Origin of the sequence: Citrobacter sp. Cpo090 (genome assembly GCF_030332665.1) — a bacterium.
Lineage (GTDB): Bacteria > Pseudomonadota > Gammaproteobacteria > Enterobacterales > Enterobacteriaceae > Citrobacter > Citrobacter portucalensis.
Window position 1 is genome coordinate 70,537 of sequence record NZ_JAOWHK010000013.1, and the last position, 22,096, is coordinate 92,632.

Annotated in this window: 20 protein-coding genes and 1 tRNA gene; 18 read left to right on the top strand and 3 right to left on the bottom strand. The window is 47.0% G+C overall.

Going from position 1 to position 22,096, the window contains the following annotated elements:
- Positions 1–150 precede the first annotated feature (150 nt).
- On the bottom strand, positions 151–1,608 hold the full coding sequence (gene pepD / locus OGY83_RS00430) for a cytosol nonspecific dipeptidase (RefSeq protein ID WP_071444638.1): 1,458 nt from the start codon (positions 1,606–1,608) through the stop codon (positions 151–153).
- A 261-nt stretch (positions 1,609–1,869) separates the two neighbouring features.
- On the opposite strand from pepD, the gene gpt reads away from it, so the two are divergent.
- From gpt to crl, 3 genes are all read left to right on the top strand, one after another.
- On the top strand, positions 1,870–2,328 hold the full coding sequence (gene gpt, locus OGY83_RS00435) for a xanthine phosphoribosyltransferase (protein WP_003031380.1): 459 nt from the start codon (positions 1,870–1,872) through the stop codon (positions 2,326–2,328).
- 100 nt (positions 2,329–2,428) lie between these two features.
- A complete protein-coding gene (gene frsA / locus OGY83_RS00440; protein WP_286634861.1) occupies positions 2,429–3,673 on the top strand; it encodes an esterase FrsA in 1,245 nt (414 codons plus the stop codon).
- A 57-nt stretch (positions 3,674–3,730) separates the two neighbouring features.
- Positions 3,731–4,132 (top strand): sigma factor-binding protein Crl, encoded by a 402-nt coding sequence (crl, locus tag OGY83_RS00445; RefSeq protein WP_191213345.1) that lies wholly within the window; start codon positions 3,731–3,733, stop codon positions 4,130–4,132.
- Between the two features lie 56 nt (positions 4,133–4,188).
- Here the strand turns inward: crl and phoE are convergent, their stop codons facing one another.
- Complete coding sequence (gene phoE, locus OGY83_RS00450) at positions 4,189–5,244, bottom strand: phosphoporin PhoE (protein WP_079939429.1); 1,056 nt, start codon at positions 5,242–5,244, stop codon at positions 4,189–4,191.
- Positions 5,245–5,533: 289 nt separating this feature from the next.
- On the opposite strand from phoE, the gene proB reads away from it, so the two are divergent.
- From proB to OGY83_RS00515, 13 genes are all read left to right on the top strand, one after another.
- A complete protein-coding gene (gene proB, locus OGY83_RS00455; protein ID WP_003031373.1) occupies positions 5,534–6,637 on the top strand; it encodes a glutamate 5-kinase in 1,104 nt (367 codons plus the stop codon).
- Positions 6,638–6,648: 11 nt separating this feature from the next.
- Entirely contained in the window at positions 6,649–7,899 is a 1,251-nt protein-coding gene (gene proA / locus OGY83_RS00460; RefSeq protein WP_079939428.1) for a glutamate-5-semialdehyde dehydrogenase, read from the top strand.
- 280 nt (positions 7,900–8,179) lie between these two features.
- Positions 8,180–8,899, top strand: coding sequence for a Crp/Fnr family transcriptional regulator (locus OGY83_RS00465; protein ID WP_079939427.1), 720 nt, complete (start codon positions 8,180–8,182; stop codon positions 8,897–8,899).
- Between the two features lie 597 nt (positions 8,900–9,496).
- On the top strand, positions 9,497–10,084 hold the full coding sequence (gene ecpA, locus OGY83_RS00470) for a common pilus major fimbrillin subunit EcpA (RefSeq protein WP_079939425.1): 588 nt from the start codon (positions 9,497–9,499) through the stop codon (positions 10,082–10,084).
- Between the two features lie 51 nt (positions 10,085–10,135).
- Complete coding sequence (locus tag OGY83_RS00475; protein ID WP_286634865.1) at positions 10,136–10,813, top strand: EcpB family pilus assembly chaperone; 678 nt, start codon at positions 10,136–10,138, stop codon at positions 10,811–10,813.
- Positions 10,814–10,871: 58 nt separating this feature from the next.
- On the top strand, positions 10,872–13,364 hold the full coding sequence (locus OGY83_RS00480; protein ID WP_286634867.1) for a CS1-pili formation C-terminal domain-containing protein: 2,493 nt from the start codon (positions 10,872–10,874) through the stop codon (positions 13,362–13,364).
- Between the two features lie 10 nt (positions 13,365–13,374).
- Positions 13,375–14,982, top strand: coding sequence for a fimbrial adhesin EcpD family protein (locus OGY83_RS00485; protein WP_079939423.1), 1,608 nt, complete (start codon positions 13,375–13,377; stop codon positions 14,980–14,982).
- On the top strand, positions 14,979–15,674 hold the full coding sequence (locus OGY83_RS00490; protein ID WP_191213339.1) for a fimbrial biogenesis chaperone: 696 nt from the start codon (positions 14,979–14,981) through the stop codon (positions 15,672–15,674). The genes OGY83_RS00485 and OGY83_RS00490 overlap by 4 nt, the downstream gene beginning before the upstream one ends.
- Before the next feature lie 516 nt (positions 15,675–16,190).
- On the top strand, positions 16,191–17,639 hold the full coding sequence (locus tag OGY83_RS00495; RefSeq protein WP_286634869.1) for an EAL domain-containing protein: 1,449 nt from the start codon (positions 16,191–16,193) through the stop codon (positions 17,637–17,639).
- A gap of 264 nt (positions 17,640–17,903) precedes the next feature.
- Positions 17,904–18,368, top strand: a complete 465-nt coding sequence (locus OGY83_RS00500; protein ID WP_286634870.1) for a methyltransferase family protein — start codon at positions 17,904–17,906, stop codon at positions 18,366–18,368.
- Positions 18,369–18,533: 165 nt separating this feature from the next.
- Positions 18,534–18,609 (top strand) — tRNA-Thr (locus tag OGY83_RS00505).
- Positions 18,610–18,773: 164 nt separating this feature from the next.
- Positions 18,774–19,964, top strand: coding sequence for a tyrosine-type recombinase/integrase (locus OGY83_RS00510; protein WP_023225882.1), 1,191 nt, complete (start codon positions 18,774–18,776; stop codon positions 19,962–19,964).
- A complete protein-coding gene (locus OGY83_RS00515) occupies positions 19,961–20,785 on the top strand; it encodes a hypothetical protein (RefSeq protein WP_286634871.1) in 825 nt (274 codons plus the stop codon). Before OGY83_RS00510 ends, OGY83_RS00515 begins: the two co-directional genes overlap by 4 nt.
- A gap of 452 nt (positions 20,786–21,237) precedes the next feature.
- Here OGY83_RS00515 and OGY83_RS00520 read toward each other — a convergent pair whose 3' ends face one another.
- The gene (locus OGY83_RS00520) at positions 21,238–21,411 is read right to left on the bottom strand and encodes a hypothetical protein (RefSeq protein ID WP_164519984.1); all 174 of its coding nucleotides are present in this window, start codon (positions 21,409–21,411) and stop codon (positions 21,238–21,240) included.
- Positions 21,412–21,541: 130 nt separating this feature from the next.
- Here OGY83_RS00520 and OGY83_RS00525 point away from each other — a divergent pair, with 130 nt between their 5' ends.
- Together OGY83_RS00525 and OGY83_RS00530 are read left to right on the top strand one after the other, a co-directional pair.
- Complete coding sequence (locus tag OGY83_RS00525) at positions 21,542–21,718, top strand: host cell division inhibitor Icd-like protein (protein WP_020437332.1); 177 nt, start codon at positions 21,542–21,544, stop codon at positions 21,716–21,718.
- Positions 21,711–22,070 (top strand): hypothetical protein, encoded by a 360-nt coding sequence (locus OGY83_RS00530; RefSeq protein WP_181219018.1) that lies wholly within the window; start codon positions 21,711–21,713, stop codon positions 22,068–22,070. Before OGY83_RS00525 ends, OGY83_RS00530 begins: the two co-directional genes overlap by 8 nt.
- Positions 22,071–22,096 lie beyond the last annotated feature (26 nt).

A 22,096-nucleotide genomic window follows, 5' to 3' on the forward strand; every position in this document is an offset into this window, starting at 1 on the left:
CCAGCGAGCATGCCGGATGGCAGCGTAAAAACTTTATCCAGCCTTCAAATCAGCGTGCATGCCGAATGGCAGCGTAAAAACTTTATCCGGCCTACAAATCAGCGTGTAGGCCGGATAAGCGCAGCGCCATCCGGCAGTTAGTGCAGAATCTTACTTCGCCGGAATCGACTTCAGCAGCTCAGTCAGCAGCGTCCAGTAATGGCCAACGCTTTCGATATGAACCTGCTCATCCGGGGAGTGTGGACCGGTGATGGTTGGCCCGATGGAAACCATGTCCATATCCGGATACGGTTTCTTGAACAGACCACATTCCAGACCCGCGTGGATAATCTGGATGTTCGGCGTTTTGTTGAACAGACGCTGATAGGTTTCGCGAACCAGGTGCATCACCGGAGAGTTAGCATCCGGCTGCCAGCCTGGATACGCACCTTTGGCTTCGGTTTTAGCACCAGCGAGCTTGCCCAGTGAATCCAGCATGCTTACCACGTAGTCTTTACCGCTGTCGATCAGCGAACGAACCAGGCAGTGGATCTGTACATTATCGTCAGTCATGGTCACGACGCCGACGTTCAGAGAGGTTTCTACCACGCCTTTGGCGACGTCAGAGTTGCGGATAACACCGTTCGGGGTGGCGTTCAGCAGACGCACAAAGCTGTCGCGAGACTGAGCGGTCAGTGCGGCTTTGTCTTGAGTAACTGCATCCAGCAGCAGAGCCAGGTTCTTCTCTTTGGCTTCCAGTTCGTTTTTCAGGATTTCCTGATAGGTGTTGACCAGCGCTTTTAACGCATCCACCTTATCTGCAGCCACGGCCAGTGTCGCAAAAGCTTCACGCGGAATCGCGTTACGCAGCGTACCGCCGTTGAAATCAACCAGACGCAGATCCAGCTCTTCAGCGTGGCCCGCCAGGAAGCGCACCAGCAGCTTGTTCGCGTTACCGAGACCCACGTGGATTTCGCCGCCGGAGTGACCGCCTTTCAGACCTTTTAACGTCAGCTTAAAGCTCTGGAAGCCAGCCGGGATTGCTTCACGGGACAGCGGCAGGTTAGAGGTAAAGTCGATACCGCCTGCGCAACCCATGTAGATCTCACCTTCTTCTTCTGAGTCGGTGTTGATCAGGATATCTGCCTGCAGCCAGTTAGCCTGCAGACCAAACGCGCCATCCATACCCGCTTCTTCGGTCATGGTCAGCAGCACTTCCAGCGGACCGTGTACCACGCTGTCATCAGCCAGAACGGCCAATGCAGACGCCATACCGATGCCGTTATCCGCACCCAGCGTGGTGCCACGGGCTTTCACCCATTCGCCGTCAATATAAGGCTGGATAGGATCTTTGGTGAAGTCGTGCACGGTGTCGTTGTTTTTCTGCGGGACCATATCCAGGTGCGCCTGCAGAACAACCGGCTTGCGGTTTTCCATTCCTGCGGTAGCGGGTTTGCGAATCAGGATATTACCGACTTGATCGCGCTCGACGTGGAAACCTTTCTCTTGGGCCCAGCTCAGAATGTGTTCAGCGAGCTGCTCTTCATGATAGGACGGATGAGGAATAGAACAGATTTTTGCAAAAATATCCCATAGCGGTTGCGGGGATAATTGAGACAGTTCAGACACGTTGAGTCTCCTTGGCGATGTCCTACAAAACTTGCTTGCAGGCCACGGGGTTAGCAGAATTAAAAACACCACAAGTCAGGCTTGCGCGATGCGATTGAGAATACCACTTTCTCCGCTGACGGCTAGCATAAAGCATGCAAAAAGAGGCGCGGATTCAGCGAAACACTGGTTTTTAGTGCGTCAGATCTCTATAATCTCGCGCAACCTATTTCCCCCTCGAACACTTTTTAAGCCGTAGATAAACAGGCTGGGATACTTCACATGAGCGAAAAATACGTCGTCACCTGGGACATGTTGCAGATCCATGCACGTAAACTGGCAAGCCGCCTGATGCCTTCTGAACAATGGAAAGGCATTATTGCCGTTAGCCGTGGTGGTCTGGTGCCGGGCGCATTGCTGGCGCGTGAATTGGGTATTCGTCATGTCGATACCGTATGCATCTCCAGCTACGATCACGACAACCAGCGCGAACTGAAAGTGCTGAAGCGTGCCGAAGGCGACGGTGAAGGTTTCATCGTAATCGATGACCTGGTTGACACCGGTGGTACCGCCGTTGCGATCCGCGAAATGTATCCAAAAGCGCATTTCGTCACTATCTTCGCTAAGCCGGCTGGTCGCCCGCTGGTGAATGATTATGTTGTTGATATCCCTCAGGATACCTGGATTGAGCAGCCGTGGGATATGGGCGTGGTGTTCGTCCCGCCGATCTCTGGTCGCTAATCTAAAAAGTTTTCAACGCCTGGCAACTGCCGGGCGTTGTTCTTTTTGTGCTGTGTCAGGTTACACTATGCCTTAGTGAGTACTCATGGAGGCTGCAATCATGTCACAGGCTAACCTCAGCGAAGTCCTGTTTAAACCCCGCTTCAAACACCCTGAAACGTCAACACTGGTTCGTCGTTTTAATCACGGCGCGCAGCCGTCCGTACAATCTGCCCTGGATGGCAAAACCATTCCGCACTGGTACCGCATGGTGAATCGCCTTATGTGGATCTGGCGTGGCGTCGACCCGCGCGAAATCCTTGAGGTGCAGGCGCGTATCGTGATGAGCGAAGCCGAGCGTACGGATAAAGAACTCTACGATACGGTTATCGGCTATCGCGGTGGGAACTGGATCTATGAGTGGGCGAAGCAGGCGATGGGCTGGCAACAGAAAGCGTCTATGGAAGAGGATCCGCAGGTGAGTGGACGCCACTGGCTGCATGCGTCCACACTGTACAACATTGCCGCTTACCCACACCTGAAAGGCGATGAGCTGGCAGAACAGGCACAGGCTCTGGCCAATCGCGCCTATGAAGAGGCTGCGCAGCGACTGCCGGGGACGTTGCGCGAGATGGAATTTGCCGTTACCGGCGGTGCGCCGATTACCGGCTTCTTACATATGCCAAAAGGTGACGGTCCGTTCCCAACGGTGCTGATGTGTGGTGGCCTCGATTCCATGCAAACGGATTATTACAGTCTGTATGAGCGTTATTTTGCCCCGCGCGGTATTGCCATGCTGACGCTGGATATGCCGTCGGTCGGGTTCTCGTCAAAATGGAAACTGACCCAGGATTCCAGCATGCTGCATCAGCATGTATTAAAAGCGCTGCCTAATGTTCCCTGGGTGGATCACACCCGCGTGGCAGCCTTCGGTTTCCGCTTTGGCGCTAACGTAGCGGTACGTCTGGCATATCTGGAATCATCGCGTCTGAAGGCGGTGGCTTGTCTGGGGCCGGTAGTTCATGCGCTGCTTAGCGACCCGCAGCGTCAGGCGAGCGTCCCGGAAATGTACCTTGATGTACTGGCTAGTCGCCTTGGGATGCATGACGCCTCCGATGAAGCGCTGCGCGTTGAGCTTAATCGCTATTCATTAAAAGTGCAGGGTCTGCTGGGTCGACGCTGCCCAACGCCAATGCTTTCGGGGTTCTGGAAGAACGATCCGTTTAGCCCGGAAGAAGAGTCACGTTTAATCACATCTTCATCTTCAGACGGTAAGCTACTGGAGATCCCCTTCAACCCGGTGTATCGCAATTTTGACAAAGGGCTGCAGGAAATAACCGGTTGGATCAATCAGAGATTGTGTTAAAAGTTTGCTAAATTTTATCGATTTGGTAAAACAGGTGCTTCACCTAAGGAGATCGTAATGACGTTACCGAGTGGGCATCCGAAAAGTAGATTGATCAAGAAATTCACCGCGCTTGGCCCGTATATCCGGGAAGGGCAGTGCGAAGATAATCGATTTTTTTTCGATTGTCTGGCTGTTTGCGTCAACGTGAAACCCGCCCCTGAGAAACGCGAGTTCTGGGGCTGGTGGATGGAACTGGAGGCGCAGGAAAAACGCTTCACGTACAGTTATCAGTTTGGTTTGTTTGATAAAGACGGTAACTGGACTGCGGTGCCGGTGAACGAGACTGAAGTGGTAGAGCGACTGGAATACACCTTACGTGAATTCCATGAAAAATTACTTGGCTTGTTAACGACGCTGAATCTGGCGCTGGAACCTGCTGACGATTTTAAGGATGAACCGGTTAAGTTAACGGCATAATGAACAGTGAAATGCCGGATGGCGGCGCAACCCCATCCGGCATTTTTTATGCTATATCAAAACTGGTAGACCATACCCACCGCGACGATATTATCATCGTTGATGCCCAGTTTATTATCGCTATCCAATTGGTTGATTTTATAATCAACAAACGCGGACATATTTTTGTTGAAATAGTACGTTGCGCCCACGTCGATATAATTCACCAGATCTTCATTGCCGACGCCTTCAATATCTTTCCCTTTAGACAGCACATAACCCAGTGACGGACGCAGACCAAAGTCAAACTGGTACTGAACAACCGCTTCGAAGTTCTGTGTTTTATTGGCGAAGCCACCGGAAATTGGCGTCATATTGCGTGTTTCAGAATAGAACGTTGCAATATAAATATCGTTAGCATCATATTTTAAGCCAGTCGCCCAGGCTTCTGCTTTATCGCCCGTGCCGCGAGTTTGCAGATTCTGCTGGTTGGTACGATCGGAGTTGGTATAAGCGCCACTTACCGCGAAATCGCTGCCGCCAAAGTCATAGGTAACGGAAGTACCAAAACCGTCGCCGTTCTGTTTTTTCACATCGCGGTCCTGGTTTTTACCCTGGTATTGCAGGGTCAGATCCAGGCCATCTACGACGCCGAAGAAGTCGGTGTTACGGTAGGTTGCCAGACCGCTGGCGCGTTTGGTCATAAAATTATCGGTCTGCGCGGAGGAGTCGCCACCGAATTCCGGGAACATATCGGTCCACGCTTCCACGTCATACAGTGCACCCAGGTTACGACCATAATCAAACGAGCCAAAATCTTTTAATTTCACACCGGCGAAGGCCAGACGTGTTTTTTGTTGGTTAGAATCGCTTTCAGCTTTATTGCCGGCAAACTCTGCTTCCCAACGACCATAACCGGTCAGTTGATCGTTAATTTGCGTTTCGCCTTTAAAACCTAAACGGATATAGCTTTGGTCACCGTCTTTGCTGTCATAATCCGTCATGTAATGCATAGCTTTTACTTTGCCGTACAAGTCCAGCTTATTACCGTTCTTGTTATACACTTCCGCTGCCTGTACGGATGCCGACGCAACAATTCCCATCACCACTAATGCCAGAGTGCTCTTTTTCATTTTCATTCCTGATTAAAAGTACGCGCTAATATTCACTGGGTGTGATCCCCGTTAAAAGACAGGAGGGTTTTTAACGTCTGGCAATGAACGTTTTATGACAAAGTAAGAATATTTTTAAAAAAGGATGTTTTTTTGTTTCTGTAATAAATGCGTCAAAATCTGCCGCTACGCTTGCTGATCCTGCGCAATAAAATTTCATGCTTTGTGCGCTGGCTGTTGGCAACCGGGGCTAGTCCTGCTAAAACGTTCGTTTGATATCATTTTCCCCAATTTTGAATGGCAGAGAATCATGAGTGACAGCCAGACGCTGGTGGTAAAACTTGGCACCAGTGTGTTAACGGGCGGATCCCGCCGCCTGAACCGCGCCCACATCGTAGAACTGGTTCGCCAGTGCGCGCAGCTCCATGCCGCAGGGCATCGTATTGTTATCGTTACCTCGGGCGCGATTGCCGCCGGACGTGAGCATCTTGGTTACCCGGAACTCCCGGCAACGATAGCCTCGAAACAGCTGTTGGCGGCAGTAGGGCAGAGCCGACTGATTCAACTGTGGGAACAGCTTTTCTCGATTTACGGTATTCACATCGGGCAGATGCTGCTGACGCGTGCAGATATGGAAGACAGAGAGCGCTTCCTCAATGCCCGCGATACACTCCGCGCGCTGCTGGATAACAACATTGTTCCTGTCATTAATGAGAATGACGCGGTGGCAACCGCCGAAATTAAGGTTGGTGATAACGACAACCTCTCGGCGCTGGCGGCAATTCTGGCTGGCGCCGATAAGCTGCTGCTGTTGACCGATCAGCAGGGCCTGTTCACCGCCGATCCCCGCACCAACCCGCAGGCGGAGCTGATTAAAGATGTGCACGGTATTGATGATGCGCTGCGCGCCATTGCCGGGGATAGCGTCTCGGGTCTGGGAACCGGCGGGATGGGAACAAAACTGCAGGCCGCTGATGTCGCGTGCCGCGCCGGGATTGACACCATTATTGCCGCAGGCAGCAAGCCGGGCGTGATTGGCGACGTGATGGAAGGCGTTTCCGTTGGGACGCGTTTTCATGCTCAGGCCTCTCCACTGGAGAACCGTAAACGCTGGATCTTCGGCGCACCGCCTGCCGGGGAAATTACCGTTGATGAGGGTGCAACCGCAGCGATTCTGGAGCGCGGCAGCTCATTACTGCCAAAAGGCATTAAAAGCGTGACAGGTAACTTTTCTCGTGGTGAAGTGATTCGCATCTGCAATCTCGAAGGGCGCGATATTGCTCATGGCGTCACCCGCTATAACAGCGATGCGCTGCGCCGTATTGCCGGACATCACTCACAACAGATCGACACCATTCTGGGCTACGAATATGGTCCGGTTGCTGTCCATCGCGACGACATGATCACCCGTTAAGGAACAGGCATATGCTGGAACAAATGGGCATTGCTGCCAAAGCCGCGTCATATAAGCTGGCGCTGCTCTCCAGTCGCGAAAAAAATCGCGTACTGGAAACCATTGCTGATGAGCTGGAAGCGCAAACGGAAAGCATCCTCAGCGCGAACGTACAAGATGTTGAGCAGGCGCGAGCCAACGGCCTGAGCGAAGCGATGCTCGACCGCCTGGCGCTGACTCCGGCGCGTCTGAAAGCGATTGCTGACGATGTGCGCCAGGTATGTAATCTCGCCGACCCGGTAGGGCAGGTGATTGACGGCGGCCTGCTGGATAGTGGTCTGCGTCTGGAGCGTCGTCGCGTCCCGCTGGGCGTGATTGGCGTAATTTATGAAGCACGCCCAAACGTTACCGTTGACGTTGCCTCACTGTGCCTGAAAACCGGCAATGCTGCGATCCTGCGTGGTGGGAAAGAGACCTACCGGACGAATGCCGCCACCGTAGCGGTTATCCAAAAGGCGCTGGAAGCCTGCGGTTTACCCGCGGCTGCCGTACAGTCAATTGATAACCCGGATCGCGCGCTGGTCGCTGAAATGCTGCGGATGGATAAGTACATCGATATGCTGATCCCTCGCGGTGGCGCGGGCCTGCATAAGCTGTGCCGTGAGCAGTCGACTATCCCGGTCATCACCGGTGGCATTGGCGTATGCCATATTTATGTTGATGATACCGCGGAGATCGACCCGGCCCTGAAGATTATCGTTAACGCCAAAACGCAGCGTCCAAGCACCTGTAACACCGTAGAAACTCTGCTGGTGCATCAGGATATTGCTGAGCATTTTCTGCCTGCGTTAAGCCAAAAGATGGCGGATAGCGGTGTTACGCTGCACGGTGATGAAATCGTGATGCAGGTACTGCATGGCCCTGCCAAACTGGTGCCACTGAAACCGGAAGAGCTGGATAACGAGTTTCTGTCTCTGGATCTGAACGTTGTGGTGGTCGAAAATATGGATGGCGCTATCGCCCATATTCGCGAACACGGCACCCAGCACTCGGACGCCATACTGACGCGCACGCTCAGCAACGCCAACCGTTTCGTGAATGAAGTGGACTCTTCTGCCGTGTATGTAAACGCCTCTACTCGTTTTACCGATGGCGGCCAGTTCGGACTGGGAGCGGAAGTGGCGGTGAGCACGCAAAAACTGCACGCACGTGGCCCAATGGGACTGGAAGCACTGACCACATACAAGTGGGTTGGCTTCGGTGACGACACGATTCGTGCGTAATTGAAAACGGGCGATGCCATAATAGCACTCTGGTTTTTAAGGTTATTAAGGCATCTCCCGGTTAATTCTAACCTTCACTCCGCTGCCGCATTTTTTTCTATCCTGCGTTTTAACATCATCGCATCAGTCTGGTTTTGACCCATGCGTTCTCTGGCGCCAGAAAGGCGGCGTATCACAGAATTTTCCCTGCCAGCATGAATTTTCCTGGTCTTCGGTTCATGTATTGTTCCTGTGGTTCAATCTATTAGAATCAGTCTCATTTTTTATGAGGAGTTGTTGCGTGAAATCGGATATTCACAAACATCGCATTCCTGTTGTGCCGCTCGGCAACCCGTTTCCTCCCCGTCATTGCTCGCTGTGTCCTAAGGGAGCGGCAATTGATCGTGATAATCAATACAGATTAATAGACAAAAGAAGAAGGTTTAAAGCAGGAGAGATACTCGCCCGACAGGATGAAACCGCGGATATGCTTTTTGTTATTCACGAGGGATACTGCAAGTCCAGCGTGGAATGTGGTGATAACGTTTTTATCAGCCGCTTTTATGTTCCGGGAGATATCATGGCGCTGGATGCTGTCGAAGGAGGGAAGTACCTGACAACGATTAAGGCGGCAACGGCTGCGGAGGTATGTCATATCGATATTGCGCGGTTGTTCAAGGTAGCGGAAAAGGATCCGTCGGTTGCTGCCGCAGTCATCAAGTTTCTCTGCAGGGACAATGGATTCATTGTTGAAAAACTGCGGCGCTATGCGAATAAACATGCTGAGGCCAGGATCGCTGCTTTCCTGGTGGAGTTTTATGAGATGCATTTACGTATTGGCAGGCCAGAAACGACGCTTCACTTACCCTTCTCCCGGGACGAAATTGCCAGTTATCTCGACCTTAAAATTGAAACCGTTAGCCGCTCATTAAAATCACTTGAACAGCAGAATTTGATTACCTTACATAGGGTACGTACCGTAACAATTAATAGTTATCTTGGTTTAAAACGTTTTATCTAATTTTCTATTTAACGATAATCATTTCTCTCTTGATAAGCCAGGAATATTCATTTTATATGGAAAATTCCTGGTTTTAATTTTGTCAAATAATTATCAATTAAGATGTAGTTTCTGTAGGTGAATGATTTTTTTATAAGAATATTCCCTCGTAAATGGATATATCATGAGAATTTTCTTGCGTCGTTAAAAATTTAGCATAATTGCAACAAATAATAAGCATTATAGAGAAACTATGGAGGTATTAATTATCTTTATGTTTTGTAAGGGTTTTGCTCTCGTTGTATTTGTATGATCTTTTTGATATTTATCAAAAACATAAAAAAGATGAATTGTTTGATTTGTCTTATTTATTTGGGTGATAGTTCTGAGCTCTGGTGTAATTTAAGTAAATTAAACTTAGGAAACTTCTTAGGCTATCGTTTTGGTGGGAAAATTCTTAGTCTTTTTGTAATTTTTGCGTTTCAGGGTTTGTTGAGATGTTACTTAATTCAAATGATAATTTTTGGGCGCGGCAATTCTTGCTCGCAATTAATGGAACCGCTGGAGTGACTTAATAATAAGACTCGGTGGTGAGTTTGTTCTTAGGAGAAGATAAAAATGAAAAAATTATTATTAGTGACCTCTCTGGCTTCTGTATTTGTTGCGGCAAATGCAATGGCAGATGTCACTGCTTCTGCAACGGCCTCGTGGGACGCGACGGCAACAAAAGATACCACCAGCATGTTGGTCGTCACTCCGCTGAACTCTTTGACTTTCCAGTATGCCGAAGGTCTGAATGGTTTCAACTCCCAGGATGGCGCATTTGATGTGACTATTCAGGGCCAGGAAACGGCAACTGATTTTGAACTGAGCGCTCAGATTATTAGCAATACTCTGACCAACGCCAGTGGCGATGCGTCTACCTTGAACGTAGGGGTGGCATGGAATGGCACCGCGTTGACTAATTCATCAGATACTGTCCTGGTAAATTCCAGCTCGACTTCTGGTCTTGAAAGCCTGATGGCTGATGGTGCTTACAACGGTGCTGACCGCGTCAGCGATCAATCCAACTTCAAATTCACCATCGCGTCAGCGACTTCTGATGGTAGTCAGGCAGTAACGGATTACTCTACACTGCCTGACGGCTATTGGACTGGTGATGTAAAAGTACAGTTCAATGCAACCTGGACGACTCCGTCTGCCTAAGCAATAAAAATTCGGGAGAATTTTTCTCCCGAATTTATCAGGAATGGTGTCATGAAAAAATATTTACCGACAGCGATGTTGGTAGGGCTAGTAATATCTTTTTCCGGATGGGCAATAAATGTTGGTGAAATCACATCGATAATGACTTCTGCTGAGAGTACATTATCGAAAGAAATTACCAATACAACAGATGCGGCGCGTTATGTCAGTGTTTCGGTAAAACAATTGTCATCACCTTTAGCGGGGGGCGTCGAAATAAAGCCCGTTAATTCAGGAGAGTTACTCTCTACGCCAGCTAATCTTATTCTTCCTGGTCAGGCAAAGGACGTTTTTCGCTTTTTTTATAAAGGGCCAGCAGATGATGTTGAGCGTTATTATCGTCTGCAATGGATAGATGAGCCGGTCACTGAGAGTGTGGAAACACGGGCTAATAAAATGGCTGTCGCAACAGCGTCCGCTGAGATTGGCACTATTCTGGTGATCGCGCCGCGTAAAGAGCGTTTTGAATATAGCCGTAATGGCGACGTTATTACCAATGCTGGCAATGTTTCTTTTCGTGTAATCGCCTATGGCGCTTGCAAAGATAAGGCTCGCGATCAGGGACGAGGCTGTCGCGAACGTTATTACATTATGCCGGGTACAAAAATAAAATTACAGTTTACAGACATTAACAATAACCGTTCACGTATCGGTATCTGGCACGGTAAGCAGTTTATTACAGTGAAGTGATGGTCTATTGCAGCCATCTGTACGGGATAAATAAAAATACCGGAATGTAAGGATGCATATGACAACAACAAATATTGTCGGCGGTAGCATTTGTCTTTTTCTTGCGCTGACACCAGGAACTTCACATGCAGCCCCAGTAAAAGTGGGTAATTACGTTATTCCCAGTGCTTTCGCCCGTTCACTGGAGCAGGGAATGACGGTGCCGGTATATATACGTTACAACGAGACTGACGAGAAAAGTCAGCAAAAAATTGCCGATGCGGTGATTTCACTTGTTGATGGCAAAATTACAGTTAAAGCCCTGACTCTTGCCGAATTGCCCAATAATGCTGTGTTATCCGAGAAAACCCGTGCGTTGGTGGAAAAGATTCGTGATGTGCAGTTTCACGATAATACGAATATTGAACTGTCAGATAATGCTCGACTGCAACTTAATGTTTCATCATTTCATCTGGAGATGATTGTCAGCAAAGATGCGTTAACTGAAGCGATTGTCGCTCGAAGCAGCCTGCTTGGACCTTCCAGCGTTGAAACTCTGTCTAACGTCCTGAATTACAACTTTGGTACCTACTACAACGATTACCGAAATGGCAGCAGTACCCGCAGTTATCTGACGATGGACAATACAACATCGCTGCGGGAGCACCACATTAATGTTAACGGTTCGTTTTACGGCATAGGTGACAGCAATGGTACCAGTAAACTTTATCGCGCGATGTATGAGCGCGATTATGAAGGGTATCGACTGGCGCTGGGGATGCTTGACACATGGAATGTCCAGTCTATTGCCAGCCTGAATGCGCTTAATGGTGGGAAAATTTACGGTGTGAGCTACGGGAATAAAGGAAGTACGGTTGTTGAGAATACCGCGCTTTCGCTAACGCCGATCACTGTATTTTTGCCAGCCGCTGGTGAGGTTCATGTATTCCGCGATGGACGTTTGCTCAGCGTGCAGAACTTTAATATGGGCAGCTATGAAATTGATACCAGTCGTTTTCCGTATGGTGTTTACGACGTCACGGTAGATATCGTGGTCAATGGGCGGACAATTAATAGTCGTGTCAGCCGGGTTAATAAGATCTTTGCTCGCCAACAAGATGCCGGAGTTCATCAGCTCTCATGGCAGTTTTTTGGTGGTTCGCTGGATTATGATCGGGTGAGCTATAAGCGTAACCACTATCAGGATTTGGGTAATGAGCAGACCTGGATTGCCGGAGGGGCCGCATCGGTGACGCTGGCGATATTGTCGGGGCTGGGCCTGAAATCAACGATCTACGGTTTTGACAACAATGCGGTTAATGAAACGGATGTCACGCTCAATGTGAATGAATACGTCAGCGTCGGCAATCAGATGTTGGTAGCGAACGATTCATCATGGCGAAACATCAGTAACATCAATCTCAATGTTCCTGAGGGATATGGTTCCCTTTGGGCATCTCGTGAAGACAGTAAAATTGGCGATCGCTTGCCCATGCAGGAGCGTGATAACTATTCCATTGGCGGAACTCTTAACCTCGGAAAGTTTATTCCTCATGGCGGCTCGCTCACCGTGAGTCAGACGGAGAATCGCTACTCGGGAAATAAATATCGTAATCTGGACTACAGCACAACCCTTTATTCAGGCAGGTATGCCACGGTTGGGTTGCGTGCAGGTATTCAGCGTTATTACTACAACAACCGGAATGACGATGGGCGACAGGAACGTTATGTCAGTCTGGATTTATCGTTGCCGTTGGCATCCTGGTTGAGCATGGGCGTCTCCCGGGATCGCTATGGCAGCACCCAGGGTAATCTCAGCGCGCGTAAGCAGTATGCTGAGGGCCCGATTAAATCGGTCGGATTGTCGGCATCAACGCGACTGAGCGGCGAACAGTATTATGACAATAATTATTCGGTAAACGGTAATTTGAGTTATGACACGAAATATAACGCCGGCACCGTATCGGTAACGCGTTCTGCTGACAACTCCACCAATATGAACTTCTCTTCCCAGGGTTCTCTGGCGTGGGCAGGTAAAGATTTCGGCCTGAGTAAAGAGCGGCAACGATCTGGCATCATTGTGAAAACAGATTTGACCGGCGAAGGGAAACTGGCTGCGAAGATTAATAACCGCAATTATCTTCTCAGCGGTAAATCAAATTTCATTGCACTGCCGCCTTATGCTCAGTACAAGCTGGAGATCCTCAATGATAAAAATTCTGAAGACAGCTTCGATATTGTTTCAGGACGCAAACAGGAGCTGACGCTATATCCGGGTAACGTGGGCGTTATTAACCCTGAAGTGAAAAGCATGGTCACCGTATTCGGGCGTATTCGTTATCCCGACGGACAGTTGGCTGCAAATACCGATATCCATAACCACATCGGTAAAACGCGTACGGATGCAAAAGGTGAGTTTGCTATCGATATTGATAAAAAGTATCCGGTTATTACGTTAATTTCTGCCAATGGCAGGGTATGCGAAGCCGATCTGGATCTGGAAAAAGCACGCGGCGCGGCGTGGGTTGGCGATGTGAAATGTGCAACGCAAACCACGATGGCACAACGATAAGGTATTAATAATGAATAAATCTCTTTCTCTTATTCTCGGTTGTGTCTTTGCCGCATTATCCCCATCCGCGTGGGCGCTCTCGGCTTCCACTCAGGCGGCGGTCAACAACAACTATTTGTTTATAGAAAACAATGTTGATAACGAATACTTTATTACACCGTCCTCCCTCGACCCACGCATTAGCGGGTCGAACACCTGGGTAAAATATGGAAACGACCAGGATAGCCTGGGATATATGGGGATCGTTGGTTGGGTAGCCAATACCACATATTACAAGGATATGTGGATTGAAAATTCGCCAATCAGTGAACCATTTCGGGGGATTCGTTGTACTACTGGCGCTAATTGTCCAGCTTCTGGCTACATTGCTGCCGAGCTAACCGATCAATTCGGTTTTTATCACACTAAAGCAACCGGATCCGGGATCGCCGGTGGATACTATGGTTTTGCATCGCTGACAGACTCGGCGTATGAATACTTCCGCAATATGTCGGTCGGAAGCGCAGAGACATATAACCTTAATTTTTGTCGAACCACGATTGACTATGATTATGCGGCTGGGCAACGTTGTAAAGACCAGAGCAGCGGTAATTGGTATATCAGACCTTATACATTAAATAAAATAGGTCATTTATCTTTGGTGTCTACCAATGCATTTCAGGAGTTATGGGTTGCCAGTGATGGCACCCCGAGCATCACTAAAGACAGTGGTTATTGTGAGCTGGGTGTGGTCAGTCGTGAAGATGGCGTTATCTGTAAGATGATTTCATATAATTTAAATCAAACCAGCAATCTGACGGGATCACTGCGCATTCGTATGTACGCGGATAGCGGTTTACTCGGTTTTGCGCCTGCAGCTGCCACAATAAAATATTCTGGTGATGGTCAAACCTGGACTAACTTTAGCTCGACGTCGGTTTATTATAATGTTTTTAGTAATGGTGGTGAGTATATCTATGTTTTTCTGTCGAAAACATTCCTGAAAAATATGGTGGATCGTGGCGTCAGTATCACCAACAGCCAACCATTTACATTTGCTTTTACAAATAGCGTGACGCCAGAGTCGGGGTATTATCAGTTTACGCCTTCGCTGCAGCTCAATATTGTTCCAAAGGAATATGGGATCAGTATTATCTCATCGGATAACAGCACCTCGGCAAGCGGCAGCGGCACAATTGGCGAGACTGCTCCGATTGAGATGGATTACACCGTGACGGTTTCGGGGCCTCGTCAAGCTGATAGCATTACCGCACAAGTTATTGGGGAAAGTACGACGATAAACAATGTGCCTTATTGCCTGTTCACCTCTACGCAAGGTGGGTTATCTGTCCCCATTCCCGCTTTTCTTCAGTACAACAGTCAGTCGGGTGGCGTGATACAGAAACGAAATAGCTGTAGTGAAGCGGCAATCAGCATGAGAGATGCGCAATGGCAACAGACGCCCTGGGACGCAAATAATACAGATGATGGAAGCTACTTTGCGACTGATTTAAAATTGCTTTTCCCAATGAATGATTCGCGTTCGATGTTGACCGTTTCTGGTGCGGATTGGGAAGGTGTTGTCAGTGCCAGCGGAGAGATAAAAGTGACGGCGAATTGGGTGGGAGTGACGCCATGAGCCACTGTCGTTTGGCGCTAAGATGGATATTGCTCTTGCTTTCCGGGCTAACGGTGTTCTCCGTTCAGGCCGTCTACCTGGAGTCGACTATTTATGAGATGCCATCGGATAAATCATTTATCAGTAAAAGAATCTATAACGATAGCCAGAAACAGAACGTGTACAGTATTAGCGCAGTTAAAATAGATAAACCGGGACCGGGAGGTGAAAACAGAAGTGCTATTGCCGAAGGTGAACTTTTGTTTACTCCGCTGAGTTTTTCACAGGCTCCGCAGGCAAGTGAGTTTTTTAAGATTTTCTATCGTGGCCCGCAGGATGATAAAGAACGCTATTACCGAATACTGTTTCGTGAAATGCCGATAACGCTGTTTACCGAGCGTAATCAAGGGAAAGGCGGACAGGCTCTCCCGGTGATCGCTATGGATACCATATTGGTCGTTCGTCCGAGGAAAATGAACCTGGCCTACACCATTGATGAGATAAACGGGACGTTAAAAAACACAGGGAATACTTTTTTCAAAATCATCGTACACCAGGGGTGTCACTCAACTGATGATGAAGCCACCATGCGTTATGTGTTACCGGGGGAAACCTGGCATAGTAGTGAGTTGAAAACAAAAAATCGGAAATTTATCGTAGCGTTGCAGAAATACATACCCGTGGGTCAGGGGTGCTCAAAACTTAATCATTAGAGGTGTTGGATCTGAATCAATATACCCAGATTATATATTGAACCTATACTGTCACTAGCTTTATAAAATGTAGCAATAAGTTTAGAGTCGATGAAACAAAATGTCGTGCATATTACCGGAATGTTTATGGATACAAGATCTACGACATCCTCTCTTAGTTTGTCGGTCAGCATAAACTACGGTAATATGTTATTCTGCTGGTCATTGTAGTTACATGTTTTGTAAATTTTGTATTTATAGTTTTTTGTTTTGTAATGAAGTGAAAGTGAGTAAAGGGATTTGTACTGATTAAGAAATGGAGTTTTTTCTTTTTCAATTTTTAAATGGAACTTACGATGTGATGGGAATACTCATATGGATAACTGTGATTATAAATTCTAAATTTACGTGATATGGCTTATGGATAAATTTATATCACGAACCGCCTTATGATTATTGGAGGTCGAAGGTGTTGTATATTCTCTCGTGAATAGAACGAGGGACCTGCTATGCCATAAATTTAAGTTGGTGATAACTATGAATACGAAAAAAATTTTTCTGCTCAGTTATGATACTTTCCTTTTTTCAGGATTAAAAGCATGGTTACCAAATCTGGTATTGATCGATGCACGGACATTTATTTCTGGCACGCAGTCAGTTATGTCGCAATATCCGTCCTGCTTGCTGGTGATCGATAACCGGTTGCCATTATTATTGGTCAAAAAATGGTTTCAGAGAAACAGTACGCAGTTCATCAACATACACTGTATTGTTCTGCGGATGTGCGAAACCCTGCCTGTTAATCGGGGATATGAAGAGTATTCCTTTATCAATGGAGGGGAATTGTCGGAGCAGTTGATCGCTCAATTAAAAGAGAGTTTATTGGCACCTAACAAAATTGTGGAAGTCAATAAAGACTCACCGATGTTTACTTTTAACTTGACTGAATTTGAAGAAGAAATGCTGTATTCATCATTCACAAAAGAAAAACTGCATGATTTCTGTATTGCTAATTCTCTAACAATTAAGTCAGTGTATCGATATCGGGATAAAATTACTGCTCGCCTCGGTTTTTCTAATTTTAATGAAACTGTTATCTTTTTAACCCGAAATAATTTATTAAATGAAGGTTCTATAATCAATAATAATTTGAATGGGGATGCGGTTTACACTGATGCATATGATGTTTCGGATACTAGTAGACTGAGTATGGCAATAAGGAATGAGGAGATCATTCCTTATTTTCAGCCCATCGTGGATATCAGGGGCGACGTCTGTGGTGTTGAGGTTTTGGCTCGTTGGCCACAGGGGCATAACTATGCTATTTCTCAGCGAGAGTTTATTCCATTGGCTGAAAAAAGTGGCTTGATCAATGAGTTGACTAGCTATTTGATGACCACTGTTGCGCGCAATCTTGTCTCTGGAGGCGCGAGCATTAATAAAACTCTGTTCGTTTCTTTTAATGTCAGTCCGTCAGGTTTAAATAATCCCGTATTCTATTGGGAATGCCTTAATTTTATGGAGATAACGCAAGGTCTGCCGATAAAGTTGATGATAGAGATAACAGAGAACCAGACGTTCACGATCACTCCTGCAATCAAAGAGCTTATTCGCTCGTTACGAAATAAAGGTGTTTTGTTTGCTTTGGATGATTTTGGTACTGGATACGCCAATCTCTGCTATCTCAATGAGTTAGACCTGGATGTAATCAAAATTGATAAAAGCTTCATTAAGGAAATTAAAGAGGTTGATCAATATATCCCTATGCTCGAGTCAATTACTCACCTTTCAGGACTCCTGGGGTTACGTACGGTGGCCGAGGGCGTTGAAAATGACTATCAGCAACAATGGCTGGGAAAAAATAATGTTGACTATCTGCAGGGGTATCAGTTTCTACCGCCAGTGACTTTTAATGATTTTATCCGGTATTACCAGCAGTCTGTACATTTGTTTGAATCAGCGTCGGATTCACCTTTATCTACGTAATTCCTTTTTGACACGGTTTTTACATATGAAGGGTAAAACCTTTAAACGAGTATGTGCTCTGAGCTGACATGGCCTGCAGCATGATTTTTTCCTAAACACCAGGGGCAGACGCCTCTGGTATGGGCGTCTTTGCATCGCTGCCTGTCCGTCTGGTTAAGTAAAAAGTCCTATAGTGAGGTATGCATGTTTGTTTATGTATCTTAAACGGGGTATTTATAGTGATATCAGCGTTAATCAAGCAGGTACTGAGGTTTGCCCATAGCCATGCGTCATTTCCTGGCAAAATTAAGAGTCTGGCTTCCACCACCACTCATCCTATTATTATTCCTCATCGCGGATGCGTTGACGGCGATCCCGCGTTTCACACTTGGCGCGGTGACTATCGTAATAAGTGCATTGTTGGCTGGCGTCAGTCTGGCGATGATACTGCATACAGCGTGGCAGATGCGGAAGAAACGTACGACGCTAAACCCACTGCATGCAGAGAAATCGACCACGCTTGTTACTGGCGGATGTTATGCCTGGAGCCGCAATCCAATCTATCTTGGAATGGTTGGACTCCAGTTAGCTTTTGCTCTCTACGTCGGTAGCCTGATTGGAATATTGGCTGCACCGCTGTTTATGCTGGCGGTTGCCAGATTGCACATTGATTTTGAAGAGGAACAACTGCGAAAACATTTTGGGCTGGAATGGAAATGCTATGAGCAGCGTGTTCGCCGCTGGTTATAGAATTCCCTTGCCGCGTACAAGGGCGCCTGTGACGACACGATTCGTGCGTAATTGAATCCGGATGATGCAAAAATAGGCGTTTGATTCGCAAGGCCATTGACGCACCGCCCGGTTAGTTTTAACCTTCTACCCCGTGCTCACATTCGTGGACATGTCCTTTTCAGGGCCGATATAGCTCAGTTGGTAGAGCAGCGCATTCGTAATGCGAAGGTCGTAGGTTCGACTCCTATTATCGGCACCATCCCCTAGTTTTCTCAAGTCAACCAACATCAACAAAATCCTTTAAAAACATATATATTACGTTGTTTTCAGTCATCTGAGGTCAACCCTTGTCTCTTGAAATCAACATGCAATTGGGGGCACAATCAGGGGCATGTTCTGTTCGGTCTAGGAAATGTGCCCCCAATGATGCTGAATGCCCGTAAGGTTGAAGCCGCCAAAGGAAAAGAGAAGAGCTATAAGCTCGCTGATGGCGGCGGCCTGTATCTTCAAGTAGAACCCAATGGTTCACGATATTGGCGAATGAAGTATCGCTTCGCGGGTAAAGAAAAACGCTTATCTTTTGGCGTCTATCCAGCTGTCAGCCTTGCCGATGCCAGGCAAAAGCGCGAAGACGCAAAGAAATTACTCGCAGCAGGTAACGATCCAGGCGAAGTAAAGAAAGCGAAGAAGCTGGCTTTGACCTCTGCCACTGAGATAGTCAACCCGTTCAAAGAGGTAGCGTTAGAGTGGCACAAGATGAAGTCGCCAAAATGGTCAGAGGGCTACGCTTCCGACATCCTTGAGGCCTTCGAGAAGGATATCTTTCCCCATATCGGGCAACGACCTATTGCGGATATTAAACCCCTCGAACTACTGGAGGTGCTGAGGCTGATAGAAGCCAGAGGTGCGATGGAAAAAGCGAAGAAAGTCCGCCAGCGATGTGGAGAAGTTTTCCGTTATGCCATCGTAACAGGGCGAGCAATTTACAATCCTGCACCGGATCTCGCCAGCGCAATGCAGGGCCACGAAGCCGCCCATTATCCTTTCCTTAAAGCCACCGAGTTACCCGAGTTCTTTACCGCCCTGAATGCCTATACAGGAAGCCCGATTGTTGTGCTAGGAGCACATTTACTTATCCTGACTGGACTGAGAACGGGTGAGCTACGCGCCGCTGAATGGTGTGAAATTGATTTTGATAACGCTCTTTGGGAGATACCAAAAGAACGCATGAAAATGCGTCGTGCGCATCTTGTGCCGCTTTCAAAACAAGCATTAGCCCTTCTTGAAACCTTAAAGGAACTGACTGGAAACTATCCTTTGATGTTTCCTGGGCGTAACGATCCTAGCAAATTTATGAGTGAAGCAAGTATTAATCAGGTGTTTAAACGTATTGGATATGCAGGACGTGTTACGGGGCATGGTTTCAGGCATACGATGAGTACGATTCTACATGAGAAAGGATTTAACAGCGCTTGGATTGAAACCCAGCTTGCTCATTTGGACAAAAATTCTATTCGTGGAATTTATAACCATGCCCAATATCTCGAAGGGCGAAGAGAAATGATGCAATGGTATGCTAATTATTTATCTGAGCTAGTTGGTACTCATAAATGAATTTTTTAAAAATTAATAATACTGATTCTCTGCTTAGAGATTACTACCAATTAGATGAAGCTTCAGAAAAAATTGGTTGTAATGAAAAGGATATACTCTGGTTTGCTAGAGAACGAGATGTAGAGTTATGCATGGAATTTCATGATGATGAGTATGATGTTTCATGTGGTTTGAAGATCGATTGCCAAATGGATGAGTTCTTATCTAATCTGAAAATTTTACCACGAGACAGAAATGGCAATATTATGTTGTCAGATTTAAGTTCTATAAGAATTCCTGATGAAAATAATTTGATTGATAAAAATGGCTTTATTCGATGCTTCATATCCGGTTTGTGGGCTGTTGATTATGAATATAAAGATTTGTTAGTTAAGCATGAAGGGCAACCGGATTCCTGGCCTCTGCATTTTCTAGTAGCAGGCACACCTAATGTAAATTGTAAGGCAATGCTTTATGTTAATTATGATGAAAAAGAAAATTATTATCTTTTTGAGGTTTTGTGGATTACAAAAGTACAGATTCAAAAATTCATTGATTTAGTATCATGTGAGCAAAAGAGGATAAAAAACACCAACAAATATAAATCACAATCTGAAGCGCAAAAACAAAAGCATGCAGTTCCTCGAGCTGAAATACTCATGGCTATTATTGCGCTCTATCATCGTGATATGAGGTTAAGAAGAGAGAGTCCAGCAGCGATAGCTGATTATCTTTTTCAACACGCCAGTGAGTTCTGGCCTAAGACCGGAGAGCCGCCTTTGAGCTATGATACTGTTGTAAGTTTGCTACGTAGCTGCATGAAAAATATAAAATTTAACTGAAAGTTAACAATTGTTGTGGCTAATGATTTTGGGTTTTTCTCATTAGTCACATTTTTCTCATGTATAACCTGTGTTTTAATTTTCCGTGTTGAAGCCAATAGACTTAGATAAACGGAGAATGATGAATGTTATCCAAGCATGACAATACTACTTTGCAACGACCTTCAATGGATTCTCTGATCGATATGAAGTTTATTACATCAGATTGCTTACTAAGTGATAAATGGATTTATCGGTTGATTTCTTTAAATCGTTTCCCTAAACCTATAAAAATAGGACGGATGTCGCGTTGGCGCGCAGCTGATTATTATACGTGGAGAGATGGGTTCGAAGAAAACTCTGGGCAGAAATTTGAAGGAATGAGGGAAAAGGCAAGAAACATTAAAAGTGGGAATACCTTAGCGTCTACTCCCACAATTCAGTAGAGTTTAATTTTATTAATAGCCAACGGCTTAGCCTTTAGGCTCAATTCCGCGTAATTGAAGCTCTTTACGTAAAATTCTCTTGATCCAAGATGCCAATGCGTTATCTCCATCTTTGCGCATTTCATTTTCAAGCTGCAACCTGAAATCTTCGTTAAGACGCATTTGGAATGGAGGAGAGCGTTTTTCTTGTGGTGTTGACATGGTAATTACCCTAACATATGATGCCTACATGGTAATTACCATTGTAGAGCTAGAAAGCCTATAAAAGCAATGCCCGAGAGTGCTGGAACACCGCTCGAGCATTTAACCACCGTTAAAAGAGGTAACGAAGATGGCTAAACAGAAGTGTACCTGGTTATTTGCGGCGATCAACCGCAGTCAACGCAATGCCCGTCCAGTGATGTTAAGGATCACCGCAGATAACGAGCGCCCAGCGCAGCGCAGACTGGCCCCGGACTACGTGCTGAGCTTTGCCGGTCGCATTCCCTGCGGAGGTGAACATGCTTAATTATCCGCAACCCGGCGAACGCTGGCAGCATGAACGTGGCTGGACCGTAACAATCATCCGATTAATTGAAGCGTCTCCCTCCGTGGCGCTGGTTAATCCTGAATTCAGCTGTGAAGTGCTGATACGTCATGACAGCGACAACCAGCTTTCTTCCTGCCCTCTGGCATGGTTTGAACAGCGGTATACGCGCCTGTTTGATGCGCCGCTCTTTAAACCTTCACCAGCTCCGGCAGGCGGTAGTGGCTCCGGCCCGATGACGCTGCACCCGTCAGTGGTATTTACCCGCTGGCGGGAGCGCAGCCTACGGCGTTCTGCTGAACCTGACGACAAGCACTATTCAAAGTTTCTCTGACAAAACACCGCTAAAAACGGAGTAAT

Bases quoted from the DNA above. Each gene is read 5' to 3' on its own strand.
- OGY83_RS00520 (WP_164519984.1), bottom strand. From the start codon at position 21,411: ATGTCAACACCACAAGAAAAACGCTCTCCTCCATTCCAAATGCGTCTT.
- OGY83_RS00495 (WP_286634869.1), top strand. From the start codon at position 16,191: ATGAATACGAAAAAAATTTTTCTGCTCAGTTATGATACTTTCCTTTTT.
- OGY83_RS00530 (WP_181219018.1), top strand. From the start codon at position 21,711: ATGCTTAATTATCCGCAACCCGGCGAACGCTGGCAGCATGAACGTGGC.
- OGY83_RS00525 (WP_020437332.1), top strand. From the start codon at position 21,542: ATGGCTAAACAGAAGTGTACCTGGTTATTTGCGGCGATCAACCGCAGT.
- OGY83_RS00485 (WP_079939423.1), top strand. From the start codon at position 13,375: ATGAATAAATCTCTTTCTCTTATTCTCGGTTGTGTCTTTGCCGCATTA.
- phoE (WP_079939429.1), bottom strand. From the start codon at position 5,244: ATGAAAAAGAGCACTCTGGCATTAGTGGTGATGGGAATTGTTGCGTCG.
- OGY83_RS00510 (WP_023225882.1), top strand. From the start codon at position 18,774: ATGATGCTGAATGCCCGTAAGGTTGAAGCCGCCAAAGGAAAAGAGAAG.
- OGY83_RS00500 (WP_286634870.1), top strand. From the start codon at position 17,904: ATGCGTCATTTCCTGGCAAAATTAAGAGTCTGGCTTCCACCACCACTC.
- crl (WP_191213345.1), top strand. From the start codon at position 3,731: ATGACGTTACCGAGTGGGCATCCGAAAAGTAGATTGATCAAGAAATTC.
- OGY83_RS00490 (WP_191213339.1), top strand. From the start codon at position 14,979: ATGAGCCACTGTCGTTTGGCGCTAAGATGGATATTGCTCTTGCTTTCC.
- gpt (WP_003031380.1), top strand. From the start codon at position 1,870: ATGAGCGAAAAATACGTCGTCACCTGGGACATGTTGCAGATCCATGCA.
- proB (WP_003031373.1), top strand. From the start codon at position 5,534: ATGAGTGACAGCCAGACGCTGGTGGTAAAACTTGGCACCAGTGTGTTA.
- OGY83_RS00515 (WP_286634871.1), top strand. From the start codon at position 19,961: ATGAATTTTTTAAAAATTAATAATACTGATTCTCTGCTTAGAGATTAC.
- frsA (WP_286634861.1), top strand. From the start codon at position 2,429: ATGTCACAGGCTAACCTCAGCGAAGTCCTGTTTAAACCCCGCTTCAAA.
- OGY83_RS00475 (WP_286634865.1), top strand. From the start codon at position 10,136: ATGAAAAAATATTTACCGACAGCGATGTTGGTAGGGCTAGTAATATCT.
- OGY83_RS00480 (WP_286634867.1), top strand. From the start codon at position 10,872: ATGACAACAACAAATATTGTCGGCGGTAGCATTTGTCTTTTTCTTGCG.
- ecpA (WP_079939425.1), top strand. From the start codon at position 9,497: ATGAAAAAATTATTATTAGTGACCTCTCTGGCTTCTGTATTTGTTGCG.
- proA (WP_079939428.1), top strand. From the start codon at position 6,649: ATGCTGGAACAAATGGGCATTGCTGCCAAAGCCGCGTCATATAAGCTG.